Genomic DNA, 24,986 nt, shown 5'->3' on the forward strand with positions numbered 1-24,986 from the left:
GGCCGGTGGGTTGGCCGGTCGGTTCGCCGGTCCGGGCTCCGACTTCCTAGACTGGCAGGCGCACTGTTCCGTGTGAGTCCAGCGAGAGGCAACGATGTCGGGCCCCAACTCCGAGTACGACCCGGTCCAGGTGACCCCGCTGGAGGAGGAGCAGGTGGACGCGATGCGGGAGAGCGCCCTCGCGGCGATCGCCGCGGCCACCGACCTCGAGAGCTTCAAGCAGGTGCGGACCGAGCATGCCGGGGACCGGTCGCCGCTGGCGCTGGCGAACCGGGAGATCGGGGCGCTGCCCCCGCAGGCCCGCAAGGACGCCGGCCGCCGGGTCGGGCAGGCACGCGGCGCGGTCAACCAGGCGCTCGCGAAGAAGCAGGCCGAGCTCGAGGCCGAGGCCGAGGCCCGGATGCTCGTCGAGGAGGCCGTCGACGTCACGCTGCCCTGGGACCGGGCCACCAAGGGCGCCCGGCACCCGATCACGACGCTCTCCGAGCGGATCGCCGACGTGTTCGTGGCGATGGGCTGGGAGGTCGCCGAGGGTCCGCTCGTCGAGGCCGAGTGGCTCAACTTCGACGCGCTCAACCTCGGCCCGGACCACCCGGCGCGGACGATGCAGGACACGTTCTGGGCCGACCCGCCCGAGGACCACCTGGTGCTGCGCACGCACACCTCCCCGGTGCAGGCGCGCACGATGCTGACCCGCGAGCCCCCGATCTACGTCGTCTGCCCGGGCCGCGTGTTCCGCACCGACGAGTACGACGCCACGCACAGCCCGATGTTCCACCAGGTCGAGGGACTCGTCATCGACCGCGGGATCACGATGGCCCACCTGAAGGGGTCGCTGGACCACTTCTCCGAGTCGATCTTCGGCGCCGGGATCACGACCCGGTTCCGGCCGTCGTACTTCCCGTTCACCGAGCCGAGCGCCGAGGTCGACCTGCGCTGCTTCGTGTGCCGCGGCCAGTCGCCCGCCGTGGAGGACTGCCGCACCTGCAAGGGCGAGGGCTGGATCGAGTGGGGCGGCTGCGGCGTGGTGAACCCGCGGGTGCTCACCGCCTGCGGCGTCGACCCGGAGCGCTACACCGGCTTCGCGTTCGGCATGGGCATCGACCGCACCCTGATGTTCCGTCACGGAGTCGCCGACATGCGCGACATGTTCGAGGGTGACGTCCGCTTCTCCAACGCTTTCGGATCGGATCTGTCATGAAGGCCCCCGTCTCCTGGATCCGCGAGTACGCCGACCTCCCGGCCGACGTCTCCGTCGACGACCTCGCCGCCCGGCTGACCGCGCTCGGCCTCAAGCTCGAGGCGATCGAGCGCCCCGGCCACGACATCACCGGCCCGCTGGTGATCGGCCGCGTGCTGACGATGGAGCCCGAGCCGCAGAAGAACGGCAAGACCATCAACTGGTGCACCGTGGACGTCGGTGCGGCCAACGGGACCGGTGAGCCCCAGGGGATCGTCTGCGGCGCGCACAACTTCGCCCCCGGCGACCTCGTGGTGGTCGTGCTCCCGGGCGGCGTGCTGCCCGGCGGTTTCGAGATCTCCGCGCGGAAGACCTACGGGCACCTCTCCGCCGGGATGATCTGCTCCACCCGCGAGCTCGGCCTCGGCGACGACCACGACGGCATCCTGGTGCTCCCCGCCGACGCGGGGGAGCCGGGCGACGACGTCTTCGAGCTGCTGAAGCTGCGCGAGGAGGTGATCGAGTTCGAGATCAACCCCGACCGTGCCTACGCGCTGTCGCTGCGCGGCGTCGCCCGCGAGGCGGCGCTCGCCCACGGAGTCGCGTTCCACGACCCCGCCGACCGGAAGACCCCGGCGCCGAACGCGGACGGCTACCCGGTCGTCGTCGACGACGCCGAGGGCTGCCCGGTCTTCGTCGCCCGCACCGTCTCCGGCTTCGACCCGAGCGCGCCGACCCCGGACTGGATGGCCCGGCGCCTGCTGCTCGTCGGGCAGCGGCCGATCTCCCTGGCCGTCGACGTCACCAACTACGTGATGTTCGAGCTGGGGCGCCCGATCCACGGCTACGACGCCGACAAGCTCACCGGCCCGATCCGGGTACGCCGCGCCACCGAGGGCGAGCACCTGACCACCCTCGACGGCAACGACCGCACCCTGTCACCGGAGGACCTGGTGGTGACCGACGACTCGGGCATCATCGGCCTCGGCGGGGTGATGGGCGGCCAGACCACGGAGATGTCCGAGACCACCACTCGCGTGCTGATCGAGGCGGCCCACTGGGACGCGCGCTCGATGTTCCGCACCGGCCGGCGCCACAAGCTGACCTCGGAGGCCGGCAAGCGCAACGAGCGCGGCGTCGACCCGACGATCTGCGAGGCCGCGGCCGACCGGGTCGCCGAGCTGCTCGCGGAGTACGGCGGCGGCACCATCGAGGACGGCGTGACCGTCGTCGGCGAGCCGCCCGTGCAGCCCTCGATCACGATCCCGATCGACCTGCCTGCCCGCGTCACCGGGATGGACATCGCCTCGCACACCTCGATCGCGAACCTCGAGGCGGTCGGCTGCGAGGTCGACGCGGCGGCGGACACGCTCACCGCGACGGTGCCGCCGTGGCGCCCCGACCTCAACGACCCCTTCGACCTCGTCGAGGAGGTCGCCCGGATCGTCGGGTACGACGACATCCCCAGCGTGCTCCCGCAGGCGCCGCCCGGACGCGGCCTCACCGTCGAGCAGTCCCTGCGCCGCCGCGTGGGTCGCACGCTCGCGGGCCAGGGGTACGTCGAGGTGCTGAACTTCCCGTTCGTCGGGGAGGCCGACCTCGACCGGCTCGGGCTCGAGGCCGACGACGCCCGGCGTACGACGCTGCGGCTGGCGAACCCGCTGAGCAGCGAGGAGCCGCTGATGACCACGACGCTGCTGCCCGGGCTGCTGCGCACTGTGGCCCGCAACGTCAGCCGCGGCGCGAACGACCTGGCCCTGTTCGAGGCGTCCCCGGTCACGCTCCCGCGCGGAGGCGGCGCGCCGATCCTGCCCGTCGACCGCCGACCGAGCGAGCAGGAGTGGGAGGCGCTGAACCGAGCCGTCCCGCACCAGCCGCTCCACCTCGCGTTCGCCGTGTGCGGTGAGCGCGACCGTGGTGGCTGGTGGGGCAAGGGTCGGGCAGCCGGCTGGAGCGACGTCATCGAGACCGCGCGGGTCCTCGCGGAGGCGCTCGGTCTCGAGCTCACCGTGAGGTCGGCGGCTGTTGCGCCGTGGCACCCGGGTCGCTGCGCCGAGCTGCTCGTCGGCGAGATCTCGGTCGGCCACGCCGGTGAGCTGCACCCGCACGTGTGCCGGGACTTCGGGGTGCCGCCGCGCACCTCGGTCGCCGAGCTGGACCTGGAGGCGCTGCTGTCCCGCGCGGACGTCGTACCGGCCGCACCCGACTTCTCGACCTACCCGGTCGCCAAGGAGGACGTCGCCCTCGTGGTGGCAGCCGACCTGCCGGCCGAGGAGCTCGCGGCGACGCTGCGCGAGGGAGCCGGGACGTTGTGCGAGTCGGTGCGTCTCTTCGACGTCTACACCGGGCAGCAGGTGGGTGAGGGCCGCAAGTCACTGGCGTTCGCGCTGCGCTTCCGGGCACCGGACCGGACGCTGACCGAGCCGGAGACCTCGGCCGCCCGTGACGCAGCGGTGGCGCTGGCGGTCGAGCGGCACGGGGCCGAGCAGCGCGCCTGATCTCCTCCCGAACTCCGGCGAGGCTCTCGGAGAGCCACTAGGGTGCGGCCACCGGCTCTCGCTGTGGCTGGTGCGGGTGGACGGGGACTGGAGGATCGCGCACTTCCACGGCTCGGTCCCCGACGCCTGAGCCGGGTCAGCGGGTCGACTCGTCGAGGACCTCGAGGACGTGGCGGTACTCCTGGCCGGTGGCGCGGTGCATGCCGAGCTCGCAGGTCCGGTTGCTGGAGACGTACGCCGTCCCGGCCGGTGTCGCGAGTCCGGCGATCTCGGCCGCCTCGGGGGCGGTGGCCGACGCGGTGAGCTCGGGGTGGAGCAGCCCCCGGTCGCCGGCGAACCCGCAGCACCCCCAGCTGGCCGGGACGACGACCTCCTCGGAGAGGAAGCCGGCGATCCGCACGAGAGCGTCGGTGCTGCCCAGGGCGGTGCTCGCGCAGGTCGGGTGGACCACCACCGCCGGCACCGGCGTGCTGACCCGCAGGCCGGGCAGCACCCGGTCGGCGACGAAGTCGGTGGCGTCGCGCACCTCGACCCCGGAGGGGGCGAGCATCTGCACCAGCCCTTCGGTGCACGAGCTGGCGTCCGCGATCACCGGCAGCCGGCCTCCCTCGGTCGCGACCAGCACCGACGCCCGCACGCGGTCGGCCATCCGGGCGTAGCCGTCGAGGTGGCCCTTGGACTTCCACGGGGTCCCGCAGCACAGCCCGTCGAGGTCGTCGGGGGTTCGCAGGACCACGCCGGCGCGCTCGCACACCCGGCGCAGCGCGGCGGTGCTCCCGCCGCCGAACATCGTCCCCACACAGGCGGCGAACAGGACCGCCTCCGGCTCGCCCTGCGATGCGGCGGGAGCAGCGGACGGGCCGGGGGAGCGGGCGCTGCCGCCCCGGGGCAGGCCCGGGTCGTAGAGCGGCACCTGCTCGGCACCGGCGACCTCGCGACCGAGCCGGGAGAGCGCCACCGGCACCGGGGCCGGGAGCCGGTCGGCGACGGTGAGCGCGGCGGCGGCCCCGCGGGTGGCCGCGGACCAGTGCCCGGCCGCGAACGACCAGGCCCGGCGTTCCCGGGGGCTCTCGGTGGCGGCCCGCAGCCGGCGGACCAGGTCGCCGGTGTTGATCAGCGCCGGGCAGGCGGTGGCGCACATCCCGTCCACCGCACAGGTCTGGATGCCGTCGTACTCGAAGTCGCGGCGCAGCTCCAGGACCAGGTCGTCGTCCCCGCGGGCCTCGGCGAGCGCCATCTCCCGGCGCAGCACGATCCGCTGCCGGGGCGTGGTGGTCAGCGACCGGGAGGGACACACCGGCTCGCAGAAGCCGCACTCCACGCAGCGGTCGACCTCCTCCTCGACCCGGGTGCTGGGCTTGAGGTCGCTCAGCCAGCCGCGCGGGTCGTCGGTGAGCACCGAGCCGGGGTTCAGCGTCTGCGCCGGGTCGACCAGCCGCTTGAGGTCGCGCATCACCGCGGTGAGGTCGGCGCCGTACTGCCGCTCCACGAAGGGCGCCATGATCCGCCCGGTGCCGTGCTCGGCCTTGAGGGTGCCGCCGAGCCCGAGGACCAGGTCGACCATCTCGTGGGTGAACGCCTCGTAGCGTTCCAGCAGCCGCTGGTCGTCGAAGCGCTCGTTGAGCATGAAGTGCAGGTTGCCGTCGCGCGCGTGCCCGAAGATCACGGAGTCCTCGTAGCCGTGGGCGTCCATCATCGTGGTCAGCCCCCGGCACATCTCCTCGAGGCTGGCCACCGGCACCGCGACGTCCTCCAGCAGTGCGCTCATCCCCTGGGGGCGTGCTCCGGCGACGGCGCTGTAGAGGCCCTTGCGGGTGCGCCACAGGCTGGCCCGCTCCCGGGGCTCCGCGGTCATCTCGGCCGGCATCGACAGCGGCAGCCGGCCGACGGCGGGCTCGGCGTCCGCGCGCAGCCCGGCGAGCTCCTCGGCCGTGCGCGCTTGGAACTCCACCAGCAGCGCCGCGTGCTGGCGTACGTCGAGCCGCAGGATCTGCGAGGGGCAGCCGGGGTCCTGCTGGGCCACCCGCAAGGATGCCGCGTCGAGCAGCTCCGCAGTCGCGACCCCGGTGGCCAGGACGTCGGGGACCGACCTCGACGCCTGGGTGAGGTCGTCGAAGACGTAGAGCCCGGTCGCGGCCCGGGGGAGCACCTCGACGGTGCGGAAGACCGCGGAGGCGACGAAGCCCAGCGTGCCCTCGCTGCCCACCATCAGGTGGACGAGGATCTCCAGCGGGTCGTCGTGGTCGAGGAACGCGTTCAGCCCGTAGCCCATCGTGTTCTTCAGGCTGAACAGCCGCTCCAGGGTCGCCACCGAGCGCGGGTCGCGGCGGACCCGGTCGCGCAGCTCGGCCAGCCCCCGGTGCAGCTCGGGCTCGGCCTGGGCGAAGTGGCGGGCGGCGTCGGCCGCACCGGAGTCGACGACCGTGCCCGAGGGCAGCACGACGACCATCGACTCCAGGGTGTTGTAGGTGTTCAGCTCGGTGCCGCACTGCATCCCCGAGGAGTTGTTGGCGATCACGCCGCCGACCGTGCAGGCGATCTCGCTGGCCGGGTCGGGGCCGAGCCGGGTCCCGTGCGGGGCCAGCCGTGCGTTCACCGACCGCACGGTGGCACCGGGACCCACCCGCACCCGGTCCCCGCCGTCGAGCACCTCGATCTGACGGAACCCCTCGCGGGTGTCGACCAGCACGGAGTCGCTCAGCGCCTGGCCCGAGAGCGAGGTGCCGCCGCCGCGGAAGGTGAGCGGCACGCCGAGGCGACCGCAGGCGCGCATCACCTCGGCGACGTCCGGGACCCCCGTGGGCGTCACCAGCACCTGCGGGTGGAGCAGGTAGTGCGAGGCGTCGTGGGCATGGGCGAGCAGGTCGATCGCCCGTCCGCTCACGGTGCACGCAGAGGCACCGAGCTCGCGTCTGAGGGAGGACGCGAGCCCGGTGCCGGCTTCTGCATGCTGGGTGCTCAGGAGCCCGCTCCGGCCAGCCGGTCCGCGATGTGCTCGGCCTGGCGGATCGCCAGCGCGACGATCGTCAGCGTCGGGTTGGCCGCGGCGCCGGTGGTCATCACCGAGCCGTCGCTGACGAACAGCCCCGGCACGTCGTGCGCCTCACCCCACTTGTCGACCACCCCGTCCTGCGGACGCTCGCTCATCCGGCAGGTGCCGAGGTTGTGCGTCGACGGGTACGGCGGCGTGTGGTGGGTGCCGAGCGCGCCGACGGCCTCGTAGAGCATGTCCGCGCGGGAGAAGGCGTGCTCGCGCATCGCGACGTCGTTGGGGTGGTCCTCGAAGTTCACGTCGGGCACGGGGAGGCCCCACTGGTCCTGCACGGCCGGGTTGAGGGTCACGCGGTTCCTCTCCTGGGGCATGTCCTCACCGACGATCCACAGCCCTGCGGTGTTCTCGTAGGCGTCGAGCAGCTGGGTCAGCTCCGGACCCCATGCTCCCGGCTCGACGAACGAGGCGAGGAAGGCCGGGCCGAGGGAGAGGGTCTCGAAGTAGTATCCACCGGCGAAGCCGCGGGAGGTGTCGAGCCGCGCCTCGTCGGCGACGATGCCGGCCATGGTCTCGCCGCGGTACATGTGCACCGGCTCCTCGAACCGTGCGTAGACCGAGCCGGTGGTGTGGCGCATGTAGTTGCGCCCCAGCTGGCCCGAGGAGTTCGCGAGACCGTCGGGGTGCATCGAGCTCGCGCTCATCAGCAGCAGCCGGGTGGACTCGATCGAGTTGCCCGCCACGCACACCACCTTCGCCGCCTGGCGGTGCAGGTTGCCGTCCTTGTCGAGGTAGAGCACGCCGTCGGCGCGGCCGGTGGCGTCGTGGGTGACCTGGACGGCCTGGGACTCGGGCCGCAGCTCGCACAGCCCGGTCGCCACGGCCCGTGGGATCTCGCGCACGGCGGTGCTCCACTTCGAGGACTGCTTGTCCCCCTGGAAGTTGAACCCGTCCTGGACCGACCCGGGCCGGCCGTCGTACGGCTCGGAGTTGGTGCCGTAGGGGCCGGTCGCGAAGAACTTGTAGCCGACCTTCTCGGCGCCGTTGGCCAGCACCTTGTAGTTGTTGTTGGCCGGCATCGGGGGACGGCCGTGCCGGTGGCTGGAGCCGATCGCCCGCTCCGCGCGGTCGTAGTACGGCGCGAGGTCGGCCAGGCTGATCGGCCAGTCCAGCAGGTTCGCGCCTTCGATGCCGTCGTAGTGGGTGGCGGTGCGGAACTCGTAGTCGCGGAACCGCGGGGTCGCCCCGGCCCAGTGGGTGGTCGTCCCACCAACCGCCTTGATCAGCCAGGCGGGCAGGTTGGGGAAGTCGCGCGCGACCCGGAACGAGCCCGACGCCGTGCGGTTGTCCAGCCAGGCCATCTGGTTGAACGCCGCCCACTCGTCGTTCTCGTAGTCCTCCGGGAGCAGGTGCGGGCCTGCCTCGAGGACCACGCACGGGACTCCCCGCGCGGTGAGCTCGTAGGCGACGGTGCCGCCGCCGGCTCCCGAGCCGACGACAACCACGACCTCCTCGTCGTGGCCGATCGGCTTGCCGTGGTCGCGGCCCAGGGAGAGGCCGGGGTCCTGGGTGCTCATCGCGCGGCCTCCGTCGTCAGGGGCGTCGTCAGCGTCGTGGTCACGGGCGTGGGCGCTGCAGGGTCGACGGCCGGCAGCTCGTCGGGCTGGTCATCGGGGGCGACCTCGACCAGCTGATCGGGCCCGTCGTACTCCTCGATCCGCGCCGGCGGCAGCCAGGCGAGGTCGTCGAAGCCGCGGTGCAGGTAGCCGCCCTGGTCGAAGGACGGCCCCTCGTAGCCGAGGAGCTCCCAGGTCTCGTGGTCGTTGTAGAGGAAGGCCACCGCGACGCTGCGCACGAAGGTGAAGAACTCCGCGTCCTCCATCCCCCGGAGCAGCCCCAGCGCCGCCGTGTCGTCCAGGCCGGCGAAGTCGCCACCGGCGGCGGCGTCGAGCGATGCCAGGCCCTGGGTCAGCGTGAGCCGGTGCCACAGCGACTCGTCGAGCTGCCTGATCACCTCCGCGGCGGTCCGCTCGTAGGGACCGTCGGGGAAGCTGGGGTGCGGATAGGCCACGCGGAGCAGGCGCACCAGGGAGTCCCGGGCGCTGTCGGTGATGGCGGGTGTGGTCGAGGCGTCGGCCATGGGGTTGCTCCAAGGGTGGTGGGACGGTGTGACCCTCGCCACACTAGGAACCGCCACCTCGCCCGGCCAGCCGCCTTATCGGCCGATGAGAACCCCGGTGCCGGGGAGCCGCTCAGCCCTCCTGGGTGCGCCCGGACCGGTAGAACCGGCTCACCCTCGACGCGGTCGTGCGCAGGGCCGCCTCCATTTCGGCGGGGGCCACCTGCATCCGCGCGTCCGGTCCGGAGAGCGCCACCGAGCCGATCAGGACCCCGTCGCCGCTGCGCACCGCAGCGGCCACGCAGGTCGCCCCGGCCTGGAACTCGTCGTTCTCCCAGGCGAGGTCCCGCCCGGCGACGACGTCGAGCTGGTCGGCCAGCTCCCGGTGGCTGGTGATGGTGCCGGGCGCGAACCGTGGCATCGGCTCCTCGTCGAGGAGCAGCGCCCGGTGGTCGGGGTCCATGTTGGCCAGCAGGATCTTGCCCAGGGCGGTCGCGTGCGGCGCCTCGTGGAACCCGAAGTCGATCCGCCGCAGCCGGGGACAGGCAGGGGAGTCGGCGGTGAACACCACCGCGATCTGGGAGCCGCGGTGGACCGCGAAGTACGCCGCGAGCCCGAGCCGCTCGTGCAGCGCGGTCACCTCGGCCCGCACCTCGCGGGGCACCCCGATCTGCTGGTGCAGCGAGACGCCGAGCTGGTGTAGCTTGTAGCCGAGCTCGAAGCGCTTCTCCTCCCGGATGTGCACCAGGTAGTCGCTGTCGAGCAGCTCGCGCGCGAGCCGGTAGACGGTGGGCAGTGGCAGACCGGTCGCGTCCGCGATCTCCTTGGCGCTGGCCCCGCCGCGGGCGGCGACGACCTCGAGGATGTCCAGGGTCCGGTGCACCGAACCGGGTCGGGCACTGTGCTCGGCCCGACCAGACGTCATGGCCTCACAGTAGGGAACAGCGCAACCCTTCTCAGCCGCCGACAACGCGGCTGGTTGCCCACGCGGCGGGCGTGGCAGCATCGCGGGCCCAGGAGAGCACTCACCGAGCACCCCGAACGACAAGGAGCCGACATGATCTTCATCTGCGTCAAGTGGAAGGTGAAGCCGGAGTACGCCGACCAGTGGGTCGAGCTCAGCCGCGAGTTCACCGAGGCCACCCGGGCCGAGGACGGCAACCTGTTCTTCGAGTGGTCCCGCAGCGTGGAGGACCCGAACCAGTACGTGCTGATCGAGGCGTTCAAGGACGACGCCGCGGAGGCGCACGTGGGCAGCGACCACTTCAAGAAGGCGCAGCAGGACCTGCCGCAGTACGTCCAGGAGACCCCACAGGTCCGCAACGTGCTGATGGAGGGTGACCACTGGGACGAGCTGGCGGAGTTCCAGGTCGGCTAGGTCACACCCACTGGTGCGCTCACATGCGCATCACTGTATAGTCATGCACATGTCGTCAACGCGTGTCGCCGTCGCCGGAGCCAGTGGGTACGCCGGGGGCGAGGTGCTGCGGATCCTGCTCTCCCACCCCGAGGTCGAGATCGGCGCCCTCACCGGCGGCTCGAACGCCGGCGAGAGCCTGGCCAAGCTGCAGCCCCACCTGGTCCCGCTCGCCGACCGCGTCCTGGAGAAGACCACGCCGGAGACCCTCGCGGGTCACGACGTGGTCTTCCTGGCGCTCCCGCACGGCCAGTCCGGGGCGGTCGCCGAGCAGCTGGCCGAGTCCTCGCCCGAGACGGTGGTGATCGACTGCGGTGCCGACTTCCGGCTCACCGACGAGTCGCTGTGGACGAAGTTCTACGACTCCGCGGGCGACACCCCCTGGGCCGGCTCCTGGCCCTACGGCCTCCCCGAGCTCCCCGGGCAGCGGGAGGTCCTGGCCGGCGCGCGCCGGATCGCCGTTCCCGGCTGCTACCCCACGATCTCCACGCTGGTGCTGGCACCGGCCGTGGCGGCGGGCCTGGTGGACACCGACGAGCTCGTGGTCGTCGCCGTGTCCGGCACGAGCGGTGCCGGCAAGGCCGCGAAGACCAACCTGCTCGGCAGCGAGGTGATGGGCTCGGCCTCGGCGTACGGCGTCGGCGGAGTGCACCGGCACACGCCCGAGATCCTGCAGAACCTCGGCGGCCTCACCGAGGAGTCCGTCAAGGTGAGCTTCACCCCGGTCCTCGTGCCGATGCCGCGCGGCATCCTGGCCACGGCCAGTGCACCGGTCAAGGACGGGGTCACCGCGGACGACCTGCGCGCCTGCTACGTCAAGGCGTACGCCGACGAGCCGTTCGTCCACGTGCTGCCCGAGGGGCAGTGGCCCGCCACCAAGTCGGTCACCGGCTCCAACAGCGTGCACCTGCAGGTGACGCTGGACCCTGACGGCGGGGGAGACTCGGGCCGGATGGTCGTGGTCGGTGCCGTGGACAACCTGGCCAAGGGCACCGGCGGAGCGGCGGTGCAGTGCATGAACCTCGCGCTGGGACTGCCCGAGCAGACCGGCCTCACCACCGTGGGGCTGGCGCCGTGAGCGGCGAGTCCGGCGAGGCCGCCGAGACCGCTGGGTCCAGCGACCCGCTCGACGTGAGCGACCTCGTCTCGACCTTCACCCTCGAGCAGTTCCCCGAGAAGCTCGCCGTCGTACGCCTGGGTGCCGGCGCCGAGGTGCCGAGCTGGGCCGAGTCGTCGTCGCTGTTCTCGGTGACCGCGACAGCGCTGGAGACCAGCGTGGTCTGCGCGATGCGCAGCGTGCCCCGGAAGGCCAAGCACGCGGGGCCGTTCACCGCCTTCGCCGTGCAGGGCCCGCTCGACCTCGCCAAGACCGGCGTCCTCTCCACACTGCTGCTGCCCCTGGCGGCAGCCGAGATCAGCGTGTTCACCATCTCCACCTTCGACACCGACTGGATCCTGGTGCCGATCAACGACGCCGAGCGCGCCGCCGAGGAATGGCGACGATCGGGCCACGAGGTCGTCGTCGCCGTGCCGGTGAAGCCGGAGCGGCCCGATCGACCCGACCGTGACCAGTCGCGATCCAAGACCCAGGAGAAGAAGAGCAGATGAGCGTCACCCACCCCGCCGGCTTCACCGCAGCCGGCGTCGAAGCAGGCCTGAAGAGCAGCGGCGGCAAGGACCTGGCCCTGGTGGTCAACACCGGGCCCCAGCACGACTCCGCCTCGGTGTTCACCGCCAACCGGTGCAAGGCCAACCCGATCCTGTGGAGCCAGGAGGTGGTCAAGGACGGCATCGTGCGCGCTGTCGTGCTGAACTCCGGCGGTGCCAACTGCTACACCGGCGCCGAGGGCTTCCAGACCACCCACGCGGTCGCCGAGCAGGTCGCGGCGGGACTCGGCATCGGCGCCCTTGACGTGGTGGTGTGCTCCACCGGCCTGATCGGGTTGAGCAACCCGCGCGAGAACCTCCTCAAGGGCGTCGACGAGTGCCTCTCCACGCTCAGTGAGGACGGCGGCACCGCTGCCGCCGAGGCGATCATGACGACCGACTCGGTGAGCAAGCAGGTGGTCGTCGAGGGGCCCGGCGGTGGTGGCTGGTCGATCGGCGGGATGGCGAAGGGCGCCGGCATGCTGGCCCCGCAGCTGGCGACCATGCTCGTCGTACTCACCACCGACGCCGTGGTCCCCGCAGCCGACCTCGACAAGGCCCTGCGCACGGCCACCCGGCTCACCTTCGACCGGCTCGACTCCGACGGCTGCATGTCCACCAACGACACCGTGACGCTGATGGCGAGCGGTGCCAGCGGCGTGACCCCGCCCCTCGACGACTTCACCGAGGCGCTGACCCAGGCCTGTACCGACCTCGCGATGCAGCTGGTCAAGGACGCCGAGGGCGCCGACCACGAGATCGCCATCACCGTGCTGCACGCCGCCTCCGAGGAGGACGCGCTCGAGGTCGGCCGCAGCGTGGCCCGCAGCAACCTGTTCAAGGCAGCCGTCTTCGGCAAGGACCCCAACTGGGGCCGCGTGCTGGCCAGCATCGGCACCACCGAGGCCGCCTTCGACCCCGCAGACCTCGACGTCGCGATGAACGGTGTCTGGGTGTGCCGGAAGTCCACTCCCGCCGAGGACCCCGCGGGTGTCGACCTCGAGGACCGGGAGGTCAGCGTGACGATCGACCTCAAGTCCGGCACCGAGCGGGCGACGATCTGGACCAACGACCTCACCCACGCCTACGTCCACGAGAACAGCGCGTACTCCTCATGAGCACTCCGAGCAACAGCCGGCCCTACTCCACCCGTCCCGCCGAGGTCCTCGCCGGCGCCCTGCCGTGGCTGATGAAGTACCACGACAAGGTCGTCGTGGTGAAGTACGGCGGCAACGCGATGATCGACGACGAGCTGAAGAAGGCCTTCGCCGAGGACATCGCGTTCCTGCGCTTCGCCGGGTTCAGGCCAGTCGTCGTGCACGGCGGCGGCCCGCAGATCTCCACGATGCTCGACAAGCTCGGCATCGAGTCGGAGTTCAAGGGCGGCCTGCGCGTCACCACGCCCGAGGCCATGGACGTCGTCCGGATGGTCCTCGTCGGGAAGGTGCAGCGCGAGCTCGTCGGGCTGATCAACCACCACGGTCACATCGCCGTCGGCCTCTCCGGGGAGGACGCGGGCCTGTTCACCGCCCGGGCGACCAACACCGTCATCGACGGCGAGAGCGTCGACCTCGGCCTGGTCGGTGAGGTCGAGCACGTGCGTCCCGAGGCCGTCCTCGATCTCGTCGAGGCAGGACGGATCCCGGTGATCTCCAGCGTCGCCCCCGACCTGGACGGCGTGGTGCTCAACGTCAACGCGGACACGGCCGCCGCGGCCCTGGCCATCGCGCTGAAGGCCGAGAAGCTGATGGTGCTCACCGACGTGGAGGGCCTCTACCGCGACTGGCCCAACAGCGACGACGTGATCCAGGAGATCAGCCCGGAGGCACTGGCCGAGCTGATGCCGAGCCTGGACAGCGGCATGGTCCCGAAGATGCAGGCCTGCTACGACGCGGTCACCGGGGGAGTCCCCCGCGCCACGGTCGTGGACGGACGCGAGCCGCACTCCGTGCTCCTCGAGCTGTTCACCGCCGAGGGCGTCGGCACCCAGGTCCTCCCCGGGATCGAGACCCGCCTGCGCAAGGCCTACGCGAGCGGCCAGCCGAAGGACTCCAAGTCATGAGCGAGCTGCAGGCGCGCTACTCCGACGCGCTGATGAACACCTTCGGTCCTCCCAAGCTGGTGCTCGCCCGCGGCGAGGGAGCCCACGTGTGGGACGACGCGGGCAACCAGTACCTCGACCTGCTCGGCGGCATCGCCGTGAACTCCCTCGGCCACGCCCACCCGGCGCTCGTGGAGGCCGTCACCACCCAGCTGCAGACGCTCGGCCACGTCTCGAACTTCTTCGCGACCGAGCCGCAGGTGCGCCTGGCCGAGCGGCTCCTGGAGCTGCTCGCCGGCAACAGCTCGTCGAGCAGCGAGCGAAGCGAGCGGTCAGCCGAGACCAGTCACGGGGCCGCGGGCAAGGTCTTCTTCACCAACTCCGGCGCCGAGGCCAACGAGGCCGCCTTCAAGCTCACCCGCCGCACCGGGCGCACGCACGTCGTCGCGACCGAGGGCGGCTTCCACGGCCGCACGATGGGTGCCCTCGCGCTGACCTCCAAGGCCGCCTACCGCGAGCCGTTCGAGCCGCTGCCCGGCGGCGTCACCTTCGTGCCGTACGGCGACGCCGACGCGCTCGCCGCGGCCGTGACCGACGAGACCGCAGCCGTGCTCCTCGAGCCCCTGCAGGGTGAGGCCGGTGTGGTCGCGCCAGGGCTGGACTACCTCCGCCGTGCCCGCGAGATCACCCGGGAGCACGGGGCGCTGCTGTGGCTCGACGAGATCCAGACCGGGATCGGCCGCACCGGCAGCTGGTTCGCCCACCAAGACCCCGCCGTCGCCGCACCCCTGGACGGTCACGCCGACATCGTCACGCTGGCCAAGGGCCTCGCCGGCGGCTTCCCGATCGGTGCCTGCATCGCCACGGGTGCCGCAGCCGACCTGCTCCAGCCCGGCAACCACGGGACCACCTTCGGCGGCAACCCGGTCGCGTGTGCGGCCGCGCTGGCGGTCCTCGAGGTGATCGAGAAGGAGAACCTGCTCGCCGAGGTGACCGAGCGCGGGCAGCACCTGCGCGAGGGCCTCGCGGCCGACGACCGCGTCACCGAGGTGCGCGGAGCCGGGCTGCTGATCGGGCTCGACCTCAGCGAGCCCCGCTCCGCTGAGGTCACCGCGGCTGCCCTGGACGCCGGGTTCATCATCAACAACCCGACCCCCGAGCGGATCCGGCTGGCGCCGCCGCTGGTGCTCACCGGTGCCCAGGCCGACTCGTTCCTCGCCGCGTGGCCGGGCATCCTCGACGCGGGCTACGGGAGCTCGTCGTGACGCGGCACTTCCTGCGCGACGACGACCTGGACCCCACCCAGCAGGCCCGTGTGCTCGCCCTCGCGGGTGCGTTCAAGGCCGCGCCGTACGACGCGAAGCCGCTGGCGGGCCCCCGCACGGTCGCGGTGCTCTTCGACAAGCCGACCCTGCGCACCCAGGCCTCGTTCGCCTCGGGGATCGCCGAGCTCGGCGGGTTCCCGATGATCATCGACGGCTCCCTGGCGCAGATCGGCGTGCGGGAGTCGATCGCCGACACCGCCCGCGTCCTCGGTCGTCAGGCCTCGGTCGTGGTGTGGCGCACGCACGAGCAGGCGCGGCTCGAGGAGATGGCCGAGCACGCCGGAGTGCCGGTCGTGAACGCGCTCACCGACGAGTTCCACCCGTGCCAGACGCTCGCCGACCTGCTCACGATCAAGGAGCACCGCGGCGAGCTGGCCGGGCAGCTGCTCACTTTCGTCGGTGACGCCGCCTGCAACATGGGGCACAGCTACCTGCTCGCCGGCGTCACCGCCGGTATGCATGTGCGGGTCAGCGGACCCGACGCCTACCGGCCCGCCGAGTCGGTGCTGGCCCGCGCCCAGGAGATCGCCCGCGGCACGGGCGGTTCCGCGGAGTTCGTCGCGGACCCGGTCAAGGCCGCGACCGACGCCGACGTGCTCGCCACCGACACCTGGCTCTCCATGGGCCGCGAGGCCGAGGCCGAGGCACGGGCCGAGGCGTTCGCCCCGTGGCAGCTCAACGCCGAGCTGCTCGCTGCGGCGGCCGACGACGCGATCGTGCTGCACTGCCTGCCGGCCTACCGTGGCAAGGAGATCACCGCCGAGGTGATCGACGGCCCGCGCAGCGTCGTGTGGGACGAGGCGGAGAACCGCCGTCACGTGCAGAAGGCGGTCCTTGCCTGGCTGCTCGAGCGAGAGGAGGCCTGATGAGTGAGCACGCCCATTTCCCGGGCACCAAGAGCGCCCGGCAGCAGCGCATCGTCGAGCTCCTGGAGACCGGTCAGGTCCGTTCGCAGACCGATCTCGCGGAGGGGTTGATCGCCGACGGCTTCTCGGTGACCCAGGCGACGCTCTCGCGTGACCTCGTCGAGCTCGGTGCCTTCAAGGTGCGTACCGCCAGCGGCGCGCTGGTCTACGCCGTACCTGCCGAGGGTGGGGACCGCACCCCGGTGCTGCGCGACTCCGCGGCCACCGAGGCCCGGCTCTCCAAGCTCTGCGCCGAGCTGCTCGTCTCGGCCGAGTCCACCGCCAACATGGTGGTGCTGCGCACCCCGCCCGGCGCCGCGAACTTCCTGGCCGCGGCGATGGACCGGGCCGAGCTCGGCGACGTGCTGGGCACGATCGCGGGCGACGACACCGTGCTGGTGATCTCCCGGGACCCGCAGGGGGGAGCGGTGCTCCAGCAGCGCTTCCTGGACCTCGCCAACGGGACCAGCCGAATCTCGCCGCCTCCGGCGGCCGCCCCGTAGATCGACCCAGCAGACCAGACAACGGTGCTCGGGCCGCGAGCCGCTGAGTGCGCGCAGCCGACCACCCACCAAAGACTTCGAGGAGCAACGCATGAGCAAGGTCCTGACCTCACTTCCCACCGGCGAGAGGGTCGGCATCGCCTTCTCCGGCGGCCTGGACACCTCCGTGGCCGTGGCCTGGATGCGGGAGAACGGTGCGGTCCCGTGCACCTACACCGCGGACATCGGCCAGTACGACGAGCCCGACATCGCCGGCGTACCCGGCCGTGCGGCGCTCTACGGCGCCGAGATCTCCCGCCTGGTCGACTGCCGCCAGGCGCTGGTCGAGGAGGGGCTCGCGGCGCTGGCCTGCGGCGCCTTCCACATCCGCTCCGGCGGTCGCGTCTACTTCAACACCACCCCGCTCGGCCGGGCCGTCACCGGCACGATGCTGGTGCGCGCGATGCACGAGGACGGCGTGGACATCTGGGGTGACGGCTCCACGTTCAAGGGCAACGACATCGAGCGGTTCTACCGCTACGGGCTGATGGCGAACCCCGAGCTGCGGATCTACAAGCCCTGGCTCGACGCCGACTTCGTCGACCAGCTCGGCGGCCGTGCGGAGATGAGCCAGTGGCTCACCGAGCACGACCTGCCCTACCGCGACAGCAAGGAGAAGGCGTACTCCACCGACGCCAACATCTGGGGCGCCACCCACGAGGCCAAGATGCTCGAGCACCTCGACGTCTCCCTGGAGACCGTTGAGCCGATCATGGGTGTGAAGTTCTGGGACCCCGCCGTCGCAATCGAGACCGAGGACGTCACGATCCGCTTCGAGGCCGGTCGTCCCGTGGAGATCAACGGCACCAAGTACGACGACGCGGTGCAGCTGGTGATGAAGGCCAACGAGATCGGCGGGCGTCACGGCCTCGGGATGAGCGACCAGATCGAGAACCGGATCATCGAGGCCAAGTCCCGCGGCATCTACGAGGCCCCGGGCATGGCACTGCTGTGGATCGCCTACGAGCGGCTCCTGAACGCCGTGCACAACGAGGACACGATCGCCAGCTACCACGAGCAGGGCCGCAACCTGGGCCGGCTGCTCTACGAAGGCCGCTGGCTGGACCCGCAGGCGCTGATGCAGCGGGAGGCGATCCAGCGCTGGATCGCGTCGCTGGTCACCGGCGAGGTCACGGTGCGGCTGCGTCGCGGCGAGGACTACACCGTGCTCGCCACCAGCGGGGAGAACTTCTCCTACCACCCCGACAAGCTCTCGATGGAGCGCACCGAGCACGCGGCCTTCGGCCCGACCGACCGGATCGGCCAGCTCACCATGCGCAACCTCGACATCGCCGACTCCCGGGCCAAGCTGGAGCTCTACGCAGCCCAGCCGCTGGACCAGGGCCAGGTGCTCGTCGAGAACGGGACGCTGTACGGCGAGCTCGAGCCCGGCGGCGCCGACCGCATCTCCCGCAACCCCGCCGCCGAGGCCGACGCGAGCGACCGCGTCCTCGACGACGTGGCGATGGAGATGGGCACCGACTGAGGGTCCCCCGAACCGCACAATTGTTGGATTGAGACGTCGAGAACGGTCGGCGGGACGTCACAAGCCAACATTTGTGGGGCTCCGCCGCCCGCGCGACCACCCCACCCCGTCCCGCCACCCACCTGACCTGCTACGAAGGACACCATGAGCGACACGAACACCGGCAAGTTGTGGGGCGGGCGGTTTGCTGGTGGCCCGAGTCCCGAGCTCGAGGCGCTCTCGCGCAGCACCCACTTCGACTGGCGGCTGGCGAGCTATGACCTCGACGGGTCGCGGGCGCACGCGCGGGCGCTGCACCAGGCGGGGCTGCTCAGCGACGAGGAGCTCGACGGCCTCCTCGGCGGCATCGACGAGCTGGACCGCCGGGTGGGTGCCGGCGAGCTGGTGCCCCAGCCCTCTGACGAGGACGTCCACGGCGCGCTCGAGGGGGCGCTGGTGGAGCTGCTCGGTCCCGACCTCGGCGGCAAGCTGCGCGCCGGGCGCAGCCGCAACGACCAGATCGCGACCCTGTTCAAGGTGTTCCTGCGCGACCACGGCCGGGTGATCGCCGGTCTGGTCCTGGACCTGGTCGACGCGATCGCGGCGCAGGCCGAGCGGCACCACGGCGCGATCATGCCGGGGCGCACGCACCTCCAGCACGCCCAGCCGGTGCTGCTCAGCCATCACCTGATGGCGCACGCGTGGCCGCTGGTCCGCGACGTCGCGCGGCTGCGTGACTGGGACGCACGGGTCGCGGCGGACTCGCCGTACGGCTCCGGCGCCCTGGCCGGCTCCAGCCTGGGGCTGGACCCGGAGGCGGTCGCCCGTGACCTCGGGTTCACCGGCAGCACGCCCAACTCGATCGACGGGACCGCCGCGCGCGACTTCGTGGCGGAGTTCGCGTTCGTGACCGCGATGATCGGCGTCGACGTGAGTCGCCAGGCCGAGGAGATCATCGTCTGGGCCACCCGCGAGTTCGGCTTCGTCGCCCTCGACGACGCCTTCTCCACCGGGTCCAGCATCATGCCGCAGAAGAAGAACCCCGACATCGCCGAGCTCGCGCGCGGCAAGTCGGGCCGGCTGATCGGCAACCTGACCGGCCTGCTCGCCACGCTCAAGGCGCTGCCGCTGGCCTACAACCGTGACCTGCAGGAGGACAAGGAGCCGGTCTTCGACTCCGTGGACACGCTCGAGGTGCTGCTGCCGGCCTTCACCGGCCAGGTGGCCACGCTGCGCTACGACACCGACCGGATGGCCGAGCTGGCCCCGCAGGGGTTCTCGCTGGCCACCGACATCGCCGAGTGGCTGGTCCGCGAGGGCGTTCCCTTCCGGGTCGCCCACGAGCTCGCGGGTGCGTGCGTACGCCGCTGCGAGGAGCTCGGCGTCGAGCTCGACGAGCTCACCGACGAGCAGTTCGCGCAGATCGACCCGCGGCTCACGCCGGAGGTCCGTGACGTGCTCACCACACAGGGCTCGGTCGCCTCGCGCACCGGCCGCGGCGGGACCGCGCCCCAGCGGGTCGCCGAGCAGCTCGACGAGCTCCGGGCGGCGGTGGCGGAGCACCGCAGCTGGCTGCGATGAGCGCCGGGGGCGAGCTGCTCGACGTACTGACCCGACCGGTCCTCGAGGCAGCACCCCGCCTGCTCGGCGCCACCTTCACCCACGGCGGCGTCAGCATCCGGCTCACCGAGGTCGAGGCGTACGACGGGACCAGCGACCCCGGCTCGCACGCGCACCGCGGGATGACCGACCGCAACGCGGTGATGTTCGGGCCGGCCGGTCGGCTCTACGTCTACTTCACCTACGGGATGCACCACTGCTGCAACGTCGCCTGCGGGCCGGACGGCGAGGCCAGTGCGGTGCTGCTCCGGGCAGGGGAGGTGGTGGACGGGATCGAGCTCGCACGCGAGCGCCGGCCGGGCTCCACCGACCGCGACCTGGCCCGCGGGCCGGGGCGACTGTGCAAGGCCATGGGGATCACTCGCGATGACAACGGGATCGACCTGCGTGACAGCCTGCGGCTGGGAGCACCGGTGGAGTCGGTCTCCACAGGCCCACGCGTCGGCCTGCGTCTCGCCGCCGACCGTCCCTGGCGCTTCTGGGTGTCCGGCGACCCGACGGTGAGCCGCTACGTGGCGGCCAAGCCGCGGGCGCGCGAGGTCACCGAGCGCTGAGCAGCGCCCCCGCTCAGTGGTACAGCTGCCTCGCGTTCGCCGGGATGTCGGTGATCACGCCGTCCACCCGCATGTCCCACAGCGACTTCAGCTGCGTCTGGCTCGCAGCCGTCCAGGCCCACACCGCGAGGCCGGCGGCACGGAACGCCGCCACCCTGGCCGCGGTCAGCCCCGACTGGTTGGGCCCGGCGATGGTGGCTCCGCTCGCCCTCACCGAGGCCGGTGTGGCCGAGGAGCTCACCAGGAACACGAAGGTCAGCCGGCTCTCGAGGGCGCGCAGGCGGGGGAAGAGCGCCGGGAAGAACGACTGCACGAAGGTGCGCGAGACCATGTCGTTGACCTGCAGAGTCGTCACGAGGCCGCCGAGGTGCTCGTCGGTGAGGCGCGCGTTGTTGAGCCCGCTGTCCTTGACCTCCGGGGCGATGGGCTTGCCGATTCCGGCGGCGTACTCCACCGCCTCGGTGAAGCTGGGGACGCGCTGGGTGCCGATGTCGGTCAGGCACAGGGCCTGGATCTGCGCCAGCTCCCAGTCGGCGACCCGGCCGGCGCAGTTGGTCGTCCGGTCCAGGGTGCCGTCGTGCATCAGCACGAACTGCCCGTCGGCGGTCAGCTGCAGGTCGAACTCGAGGATGTCGGCGGTGAGGGCGGCGTAGCGCATCGACGCCATCGTGTTCTCCGGGACGTTCGCGACCCGGGCGCCGCGGTGGCCCAGGATGACCGGTGGGGGAGCCGGTGCGACCACCCTCGGCGTGGGCGGCGGTTTCGGTTTGGGCTTCGGCTTGTTCCGCCGTACGACCTCGCGGTAGATGAGGTTCCAGGTGCGCATGTTGACGCGGCCGTTGGCCCGCAGCCCCATCTGGCGTTGGAACCGCTTCACCGCCCGCACCGTGGGGGCGCGGTAGCGCCGGTCCACCTGCTTTCGCGGCAGCAGGTGGAGCTGGTTCAGCCGCACCTCCAGGGTGCGCACCTTCGCACCCTTGCTGCCGCGGTGGAGGTTCCACGAGCCGGCCGTCGCCGGGGGCGCCGCCCAGGCGACGGCGCACAGCACCGTGGTGATGACTGCGGCAGCGCGCAAGTACTTCTTCATGGTGCCCTCGCGAATCCCGAGACTTTAGGTCTCCAGCGTAGGCGGCGGGTGGTCCTCGCGTGGGCTGATCGCTCGGTTGATGCCTCGGGTGGGTAACGTGACCCTGACTCCGTTGCCCGACGAAAGGCGTCCCCGATGCCCACCCGCGAACACCTCTACAGCGTCGTCGCCACCCTCCAACCCGTGGTCTACGGGGTGTCGGCCCAGGAGATGGAGGCGCCCACCCCGTGCACCGAGTACGACGTGCGCACGGTCGCCAACCACATGCTGGGCACGGTCGAGGCGATGCGTCGCGTTGGGGCGGCGGAGCCGCTCGACCCGGAGGACCCCTGGGGCGTCAACGGCGACAACGTGCGGGAGCAGTGGCGCGACGACCTCAGCCAGAAGCTCACCGACTTCGCCAACGCGTGGAGCCAGCCCGAGGCCTGGGAGGGCGACGCCATGGACGGCGCGATGCCGCGGCAGCTGGTCGGCGACATGGGCTTCGTCGAGGTGATGCTGCACGGCTGGGACCTCGCGAAGGGGTCGGGCCAGGAGGTCGAGTACGACGACGGCGCGGTCGAGCGGGCCCTGGAGATCCTCGAGGTGATCGGCGGCCAGGGACGCGAGGGCGGCGCCTTCGGTCCCGAGGTGGAGGTCGCCGACGACGCGCCCACCTTCGCGAAGGTGCTGGCGAAGTCCGGTCGTGATCCCGAGTGGACCCGGTGAGCTCCGACTCCGTGAACCTCGACCCGCACCTGCTGGACGACCTCGTCTGGCGCGGCCTGATCGCGCACTCCACCGATCTCGACGCGCTGCGAGAGCTGTTGACCGAGCAGTCCGTGCGCTTCTACGTCGGGTTCGACCCGACCGCGCCCAGCCTGCACATGGGCAACCTGGTCCAGCTGCTCACGGCCAAGCGCCTCCAGCTCGCCGGGCACACGCCGTACGCCCTGGTGGGTGGGGCGACCGGCATGATCGGCGACCCCCGTGACTCTGGCGAGCGCACGCTCAACTCGCTGGACACCGTCAAGGAGTGGGTGGAGAAGGTCCACCGCCAGATCGAGCCGTTCCTCGACTTCGAGGGGCCCAACGCGGCCACGATGGTGAACAACTACGACTGGACGGCGAGCCTGTCCACGATCGACTTCCTGCGCGACATCGGCAAGCACTTCCCGGTCAACCGGATGCTGGCCCGCGACGTGGTGAAGAGCCGGCTCGAGGCGGGGATCAGCTTCACCGAGTTCAGCTACGTCCTGTTGCAGTCGATGGACTTCCTCAACCTCTACCGCGACCACGGCGTGCGGCTGCAGTTCGGCGGCAGCGACCAGTGGGGGAACCTCACCGGCGGGGTGGAGCTGATCCGTCGCCACGACGGCGGCAAGGCCCATGCCTTCGCGACACCACTGGTCACCAAGGCCGACGGCACCAAGTACGGCAAGACCGAGGGCGGTGCCCTCTGGCTGGACCCGCAGATGCTCTCGCCGTACGCCTTCCACCAGTTCTGGCTCAACGTCGAGGACGAGAAGGTCGGCGAGCTGCTGCGCATCTTCACCTTCCTCCCGCGGGAGGAGATCGAGGCGCTGGAGGCCCTGACGGCCGAGAAGCCGTTCCTGCGCGCAGGCCAGAAGGCGCTTGCGGACGCGGTCACGACCGAGGTGCACGGAGCGGGGGAGACCGAGAACGCGAAGGCTGCTGCGGCGGCGCTCTTCGGTGGCGGCGACCTGCGCGAGCTGAGTGACGAGACCCTGGCCGCGGCGCTGCGCGAGGCCGGGGCGACCCAGGTGCCCCGGGGGACCTCGGTGGTGGACCTGCTGGTCGGGTCCGGGCTGGTCAAGAGCAAGGGCGAGGCCCGCAGGACGATCTCCGAGGGCGGGGCCTACCTGAACAACGAGCGGATCACCGACGTCGACCAGGTCCCCGGCGACGAGGACCTGATCGCCGGGAGCTGGCTGGTGCTGCGGCGGGGCAAGAAGAACCTCGCCGGCGTGGAGATGCGCTGACGGCGATGACGGCGCTCCACCGATGACGACGACGACGCCCCTGCGATGACGACGGGGGCGGGTCGCTGGCTCGACCAGGTGGAGGACCTTGCCCGGGAGAGGCTCCCCGAGCCGATCCTGCGCTACGTCGCCGAGGGCGCCCGGGCCGAGATCACGCTCCGCGAGGCCGTCGCGGCCTGGGACTCGATCCGGGTCGCACCGCGGGTGCTGCGCGACGTACGCCGGATCGACACCACCGCTGATCTGCTCGGTACCCGGTTCCGGCTGCCCCTGGGTGTCGCCCCGATGACCCTGCAGCGCGCCGCCCACCCCGAGGGGGAGGTCGCGATGGCGCGGGCCGCGGCCGCAGCCGGAGCGCCCGTCGTGGTCTCGAGCAACGCCGGGAGCACCTTCGCGCAGATCCAGGAGACGGGTGCCGTGTGGTGGCTGCAGGCCTATCTCACCCAGGACCGCGGCGAGATGCTGCAGCTGCTCGACGCCGCGACCCTCGCCGGCGCCGCTGCGGTGGTGCTCACGGTGGACACCCCGGTGGTGGGCACCCGTTACCCGGGGGCGGGAGCCCAGCGCGTGTGGGAGGTGGCCGACCCGACGTGGGTGGGCGCGAACGCGCCGGGTGGCGCCGCTCTCGAACCGGGGGACCGTGCCAAGGCGATGGACCTCGGGCCGCGGGACCTCGCGTGGCTGCGGGAGGTGACCGGACTCCCGGTCGTGGTCAAGGGCGTCCTGCGGGGAGACGACGCGCAGCTGTGCGCCGAGGCCGGGGTGGACGCGGTGTGGGTCTCCAACCACGGAGGCCGGCAGCTCGACCAGACCGTGGCGACCGCGCACGCCCTGGCCGGGATGCGGTCGGCGGTCGGGGACGGCGTCGAGGTGTACGTCGACGGGGGAGTGCGCTCGGGACTGCACGCGATGCTGGCCCTGGCCCTGGGAGCCGACGCCGTCTTCCTCGGCCGGCCGTTGTTCCTCGCGCTCGCCGCCGACGGCCAGGCGGGAGTGACCCGCGCACTGGCCGAGCTGGAGACGGAACTGGTCGAGTCGCTGCGCCTCGCCGGGTGTGCGGACGCCGCCCAGACACGGGGAATCGTCAGCCCTGCAAGGGCATCTGAGCCCCGAAGTGGCCTTGACCTGCGTGAACAGAGGCTGTGACGGGGGCCACTTCCTCTCGATTTGTCAGCACGCTGGACGGGCACTAATGTTCTTCTTGTTGGGCCGGAGAGTGCAGGACGCAGACCGCGAGGTCGAGCGGCCGGATCCGGACCAAAACCCCACATGGTTCACCTCAGCTGAGGTGGTTCGAGTGCGCGCAACTGCGGCCTCGGGACACTGAGGTTGTGGTGGTGTGTGCGGGGGTGAGTGAGTCGGAGTCGATTTGACTGAGGCTGCTTCGCCCGGTAAGTTTAGCAGGTTGCCCCCCAGAACGGCCGAGAGGCCTGACTGCGGTGCGCGCTTGATCCTTGAGAACTCAACAGTGTGCCAAAAGTCGACGAATTAATTTACCCGTCCGGCTTTGTGATCTGACCTTGGTCAGTGATGGAGTCGGCGGTTCCTTTGGTAAGACAAACGATGATTCTGACATTAGTCAGTAATCGTTCTCTTGCCGGGATAAAAACACCAA

Annotated in this window: 22 protein-coding genes; 17 read left to right on the forward strand and 5 right to left on the reverse strand. The window is 71.5% G+C overall.

The window, feature by feature from the left end; translation table 11 throughout:
- Positions 1–94: 94 nt before the first annotated feature.
- The 3 genes from pheS to AC4BGB_RS20680 are packed head-to-tail and all read left to right on the forward strand — an operon-like array spanning position 95 to position 3,808.
- Positions 95–1,201, forward strand: coding sequence for a phenylalanine--tRNA ligase subunit alpha (gene pheS / locus AC4BGB_RS20670; RefSeq protein ID WP_490548874.1), 1,107 nt, complete (start codon positions 95–97; stop codon positions 1,199–1,201).
- Positions 1,198–3,678, forward strand: coding sequence for a phenylalanine--tRNA ligase subunit beta (pheT, locus tag AC4BGB_RS20675; protein WP_490548875.1), 2,481 nt, complete (start codon positions 1,198–1,200; stop codon positions 3,676–3,678). Before pheS ends, pheT begins: the two co-directional genes overlap by 4 nt.
- The gene (locus AC4BGB_RS20680) at positions 3,623–3,808 is read left to right on the forward strand and encodes a nuclear transport factor 2 family protein (protein ID WP_490548876.1); all 186 of its coding nucleotides are present in this window, start codon (positions 3,623–3,625) and stop codon (positions 3,806–3,808) included. The genes pheT and AC4BGB_RS20680 overlap by 56 nt, the downstream gene beginning before the upstream one ends.
- A 6-nt stretch (positions 3,809–3,814) precedes the next feature.
- Here the strand turns inward: AC4BGB_RS20680 and AC4BGB_RS20685 are convergent, their stop codons facing one another.
- From AC4BGB_RS20685 to AC4BGB_RS20700, 4 genes are all read right to left on the reverse strand, one after another.
- The gene (locus tag AC4BGB_RS20685) at positions 3,815–6,562 is read right to left on the reverse strand and encodes an FAD-binding and (Fe-S)-binding domain-containing protein (RefSeq protein ID WP_490548877.1); all 2,748 of its coding nucleotides are present in this window, start codon (positions 6,560–6,562) and stop codon (positions 3,815–3,817) included.
- A gap of 74 nt (positions 6,563–6,636) precedes the next feature.
- Positions 6,637–8,244 carry a GMC family oxidoreductase gene (locus tag AC4BGB_RS20690; RefSeq protein WP_490548878.1) on the reverse strand — a complete coding sequence of 536 codons (1,608 nt, stop codon included), beginning with the start codon at positions 8,242–8,244 and terminating at the stop codon, positions 6,637–6,639.
- Positions 8,241–8,807 (reverse strand): hypothetical protein, encoded by a 567-nt coding sequence (locus AC4BGB_RS20695; protein WP_490548879.1) that lies wholly within the window; start codon positions 8,805–8,807, stop codon positions 8,241–8,243. The genes AC4BGB_RS20690 and AC4BGB_RS20695 overlap by 4 nt, the downstream gene beginning before the upstream one ends.
- A 112-nt stretch (positions 8,808–8,919) precedes the next feature.
- Positions 8,920–9,711, reverse strand: coding sequence for an IclR family transcriptional regulator (locus AC4BGB_RS20700; RefSeq protein ID WP_490548880.1), 792 nt, complete (start codon positions 9,709–9,711; stop codon positions 8,920–8,922).
- A gap of 132 nt (positions 9,712–9,843) precedes the next feature.
- Here AC4BGB_RS20700 and AC4BGB_RS20705 point away from each other — a divergent pair, with 132 nt between their 5' ends.
- The 11 genes from AC4BGB_RS20705 to AC4BGB_RS20755 all read left to right on the forward strand — a co-directional run bounded on the left by AC4BGB_RS20705 (position 9,844) and on the right by AC4BGB_RS20755 (position 20,302).
- Positions 9,844–10,164, forward strand: a complete 321-nt coding sequence (locus AC4BGB_RS20705) for a putative quinol monooxygenase (RefSeq protein ID WP_490548881.1) — start codon at positions 9,844–9,846, stop codon at positions 10,162–10,164.
- A gap of 43 nt (positions 10,165–10,207) precedes the next feature.
- Positions 10,208–11,281 (forward strand): N-acetyl-gamma-glutamyl-phosphate reductase, encoded by a 1,074-nt coding sequence (gene argC / locus AC4BGB_RS20710; RefSeq protein WP_490548882.1) that lies wholly within the window; start codon positions 10,208–10,210, stop codon positions 11,279–11,281.
- Positions 11,278–11,811: an ACT domain-containing protein gene (locus AC4BGB_RS20715; protein WP_490548883.1), complete on the forward strand. Its 534-nt coding sequence runs from the start codon at positions 11,278–11,280 to the stop codon at positions 11,809–11,811. Before argC ends, AC4BGB_RS20715 begins: the two co-directional genes overlap by 4 nt.
- Positions 11,808–12,968 (forward strand): bifunctional glutamate N-acetyltransferase/amino-acid acetyltransferase ArgJ, encoded by a 1,161-nt coding sequence (argJ, locus tag AC4BGB_RS20720; protein ID WP_490548884.1) that lies wholly within the window; start codon positions 11,808–11,810, stop codon positions 12,966–12,968. The genes AC4BGB_RS20715 and argJ overlap by 4 nt, the downstream gene beginning before the upstream one ends.
- Positions 12,965–13,912: an acetylglutamate kinase gene (gene argB / locus AC4BGB_RS20725; protein ID WP_490548885.1), complete on the forward strand. Its 948-nt coding sequence runs from the start codon at positions 12,965–12,967 to the stop codon at positions 13,910–13,912. Before argJ ends, argB begins: the two co-directional genes overlap by 4 nt.
- Positions 13,909–15,156, forward strand: a complete 1,248-nt coding sequence (locus tag AC4BGB_RS20730; protein ID WP_490548886.1) for an acetylornithine transaminase — start codon at positions 13,909–13,911, stop codon at positions 15,154–15,156. Before argB ends, AC4BGB_RS20730 begins: the two co-directional genes overlap by 4 nt.
- Positions 15,153–16,082, forward strand: a complete 930-nt coding sequence (gene argF / locus AC4BGB_RS20735; RefSeq protein WP_490548887.1) for an ornithine carbamoyltransferase — start codon at positions 15,153–15,155, stop codon at positions 16,080–16,082. Before AC4BGB_RS20730 ends, argF begins: the two co-directional genes overlap by 4 nt.
- On the forward strand, positions 16,082–16,624 hold the full coding sequence (locus AC4BGB_RS20740) for an arginine repressor (RefSeq protein WP_490548888.1): 543 nt from the start codon (positions 16,082–16,084) through the stop codon (positions 16,622–16,624). Before argF ends, AC4BGB_RS20740 begins: the two co-directional genes overlap by 1 nt.
- Before the next feature lie 91 nt (positions 16,625–16,715).
- Positions 16,716–18,149, forward strand: a complete 1,434-nt coding sequence (gene argG / locus AC4BGB_RS20745) for an argininosuccinate synthase (protein WP_490548889.1) — start codon at positions 16,716–16,718, stop codon at positions 18,147–18,149.
- A gap of 144 nt (positions 18,150–18,293) precedes the next feature.
- The gene (argH, locus tag AC4BGB_RS20750) at positions 18,294–19,709 is read left to right on the forward strand and encodes an argininosuccinate lyase (RefSeq protein ID WP_490548890.1); all 1,416 of its coding nucleotides are present in this window, start codon (positions 18,294–18,296) and stop codon (positions 19,707–19,709) included.
- Entirely contained in the window at positions 19,706–20,302 is a 597-nt protein-coding gene (locus tag AC4BGB_RS20755) for a DNA-3-methyladenine glycosylase (protein ID WP_490548891.1), read from the forward strand. Before argH ends, AC4BGB_RS20755 begins: the two co-directional genes overlap by 4 nt.
- 13 nt (positions 20,303–20,315) lie before the next feature.
- Here the strand turns inward: AC4BGB_RS20755 and AC4BGB_RS20760 are convergent, their stop codons facing one another.
- On the reverse strand, positions 20,316–21,389 hold the full coding sequence (locus AC4BGB_RS20760) for a glycerophosphodiester phosphodiesterase family protein (RefSeq protein ID WP_490548892.1): 1,074 nt from the start codon (positions 21,387–21,389) through the stop codon (positions 20,316–20,318).
- Positions 21,390–21,524: 135 nt separating this feature from the next.
- On the opposite strand from AC4BGB_RS20760, the gene AC4BGB_RS20765 reads away from it, so the two are divergent.
- The 3 genes from AC4BGB_RS20765 to AC4BGB_RS20775 are packed head-to-tail and all read left to right on the forward strand — an operon-like array spanning position 21,525 to position 24,517.
- Positions 21,525–22,097 (forward strand): TIGR03086 family metal-binding protein, encoded by a 573-nt coding sequence (locus AC4BGB_RS20765; protein ID WP_490548893.1) that lies wholly within the window; start codon positions 21,525–21,527, stop codon positions 22,095–22,097.
- Between the two features lie 11 nt (positions 22,098–22,108).
- Positions 22,109–23,371, forward strand: a complete 1,263-nt coding sequence (tyrS, locus tag AC4BGB_RS20770) for a tyrosine--tRNA ligase (RefSeq protein WP_490548906.1) — start codon at positions 22,109–22,111, stop codon at positions 23,369–23,371.
- A 45-nt stretch (positions 23,372–23,416) separates the two neighbouring features.
- Positions 23,417–24,517, forward strand: a complete 1,101-nt coding sequence (locus AC4BGB_RS20775) for an alpha-hydroxy acid oxidase (protein ID WP_490548894.1) — start codon at positions 23,417–23,419, stop codon at positions 24,515–24,517.
- Positions 24,518–24,986 lie beyond the last annotated feature (469 nt).

It is taken from the genome of Nocardioides sp. Z30_9 (genome assembly GCF_058215735.1).

Coding starts and splice junctions, on each gene's coding strand:
- AC4BGB_RS20740 (WP_490548888.1), top strand. CDS start 16,082: ATGAGTGAGCACGCCCATTTCCCGGGCACCAAGAGCGCCCGGCAGCAG.
- AC4BGB_RS20755 (WP_490548891.1), top strand. CDS start 19,706: ATGAGCGCCGGGGGCGAGCTGCTCGACGTACTGACCCGACCGGTCCTC.
- argC (WP_490548882.1), top strand. CDS start 10,208: ATGCACATGTCGTCAACGCGTGTCGCCGTCGCCGGAGCCAGTGGGTAC.
- AC4BGB_RS20730 (WP_490548886.1), top strand. CDS start 13,909: ATGAGCGAGCTGCAGGCGCGCTACTCCGACGCGCTGATGAACACCTTC.
- AC4BGB_RS20700 (WP_490548880.1), bottom strand. CDS start 9,711: ATGACGTCTGGTCGGGCCGAGCACAGTGCCCGACCCGGTTCGGTGCAC.
- AC4BGB_RS20760 (WP_490548892.1), bottom strand. CDS start 21,389: ATGAAGAAGTACTTGCGCGCTGCCGCAGTCATCACCACGGTGCTGTGC.
- AC4BGB_RS20765 (WP_490548893.1), top strand. CDS start 21,525: ATGCCCACCCGCGAACACCTCTACAGCGTCGTCGCCACCCTCCAACCC.
- argG (WP_490548889.1), top strand. CDS start 16,716: ATGAGCAAGGTCCTGACCTCACTTCCCACCGGCGAGAGGGTCGGCATC.
- pheT (WP_490548875.1), top strand. CDS start 1,198: ATGAAGGCCCCCGTCTCCTGGATCCGCGAGTACGCCGACCTCCCGGCC.
- argB (WP_490548885.1), top strand. CDS start 12,965: ATGAGCACTCCGAGCAACAGCCGGCCCTACTCCACCCGTCCCGCCGAG.
- AC4BGB_RS20695 (WP_490548879.1), bottom strand. CDS start 8,807: ATGGCCGACGCCTCGACCACACCCGCCATCACCGACAGCGCCCGGGAC.
- AC4BGB_RS20705 (WP_490548881.1), top strand. CDS start 9,844: ATGATCTTCATCTGCGTCAAGTGGAAGGTGAAGCCGGAGTACGCCGAC.
- AC4BGB_RS20775 (WP_490548894.1), top strand. CDS start 23,417: ATGACGACGGGGGCGGGTCGCTGGCTCGACCAGGTGGAGGACCTTGCC.
- AC4BGB_RS20690 (WP_490548878.1), bottom strand. CDS start 8,244: ATGAGCACCCAGGACCCCGGCCTCTCCCTGGGCCGCGACCACGGCAAG.
- pheS (WP_490548874.1), top strand. CDS start 95: ATGTCGGGCCCCAACTCCGAGTACGACCCGGTCCAGGTGACCCCGCTG.
- argJ (WP_490548884.1), top strand. CDS start 11,808: ATGAGCGTCACCCACCCCGCCGGCTTCACCGCAGCCGGCGTCGAAGCA.
- argH (WP_490548890.1), top strand. CDS start 18,294: ATGAGCGACACGAACACCGGCAAGTTGTGGGGCGGGCGGTTTGCTGGT.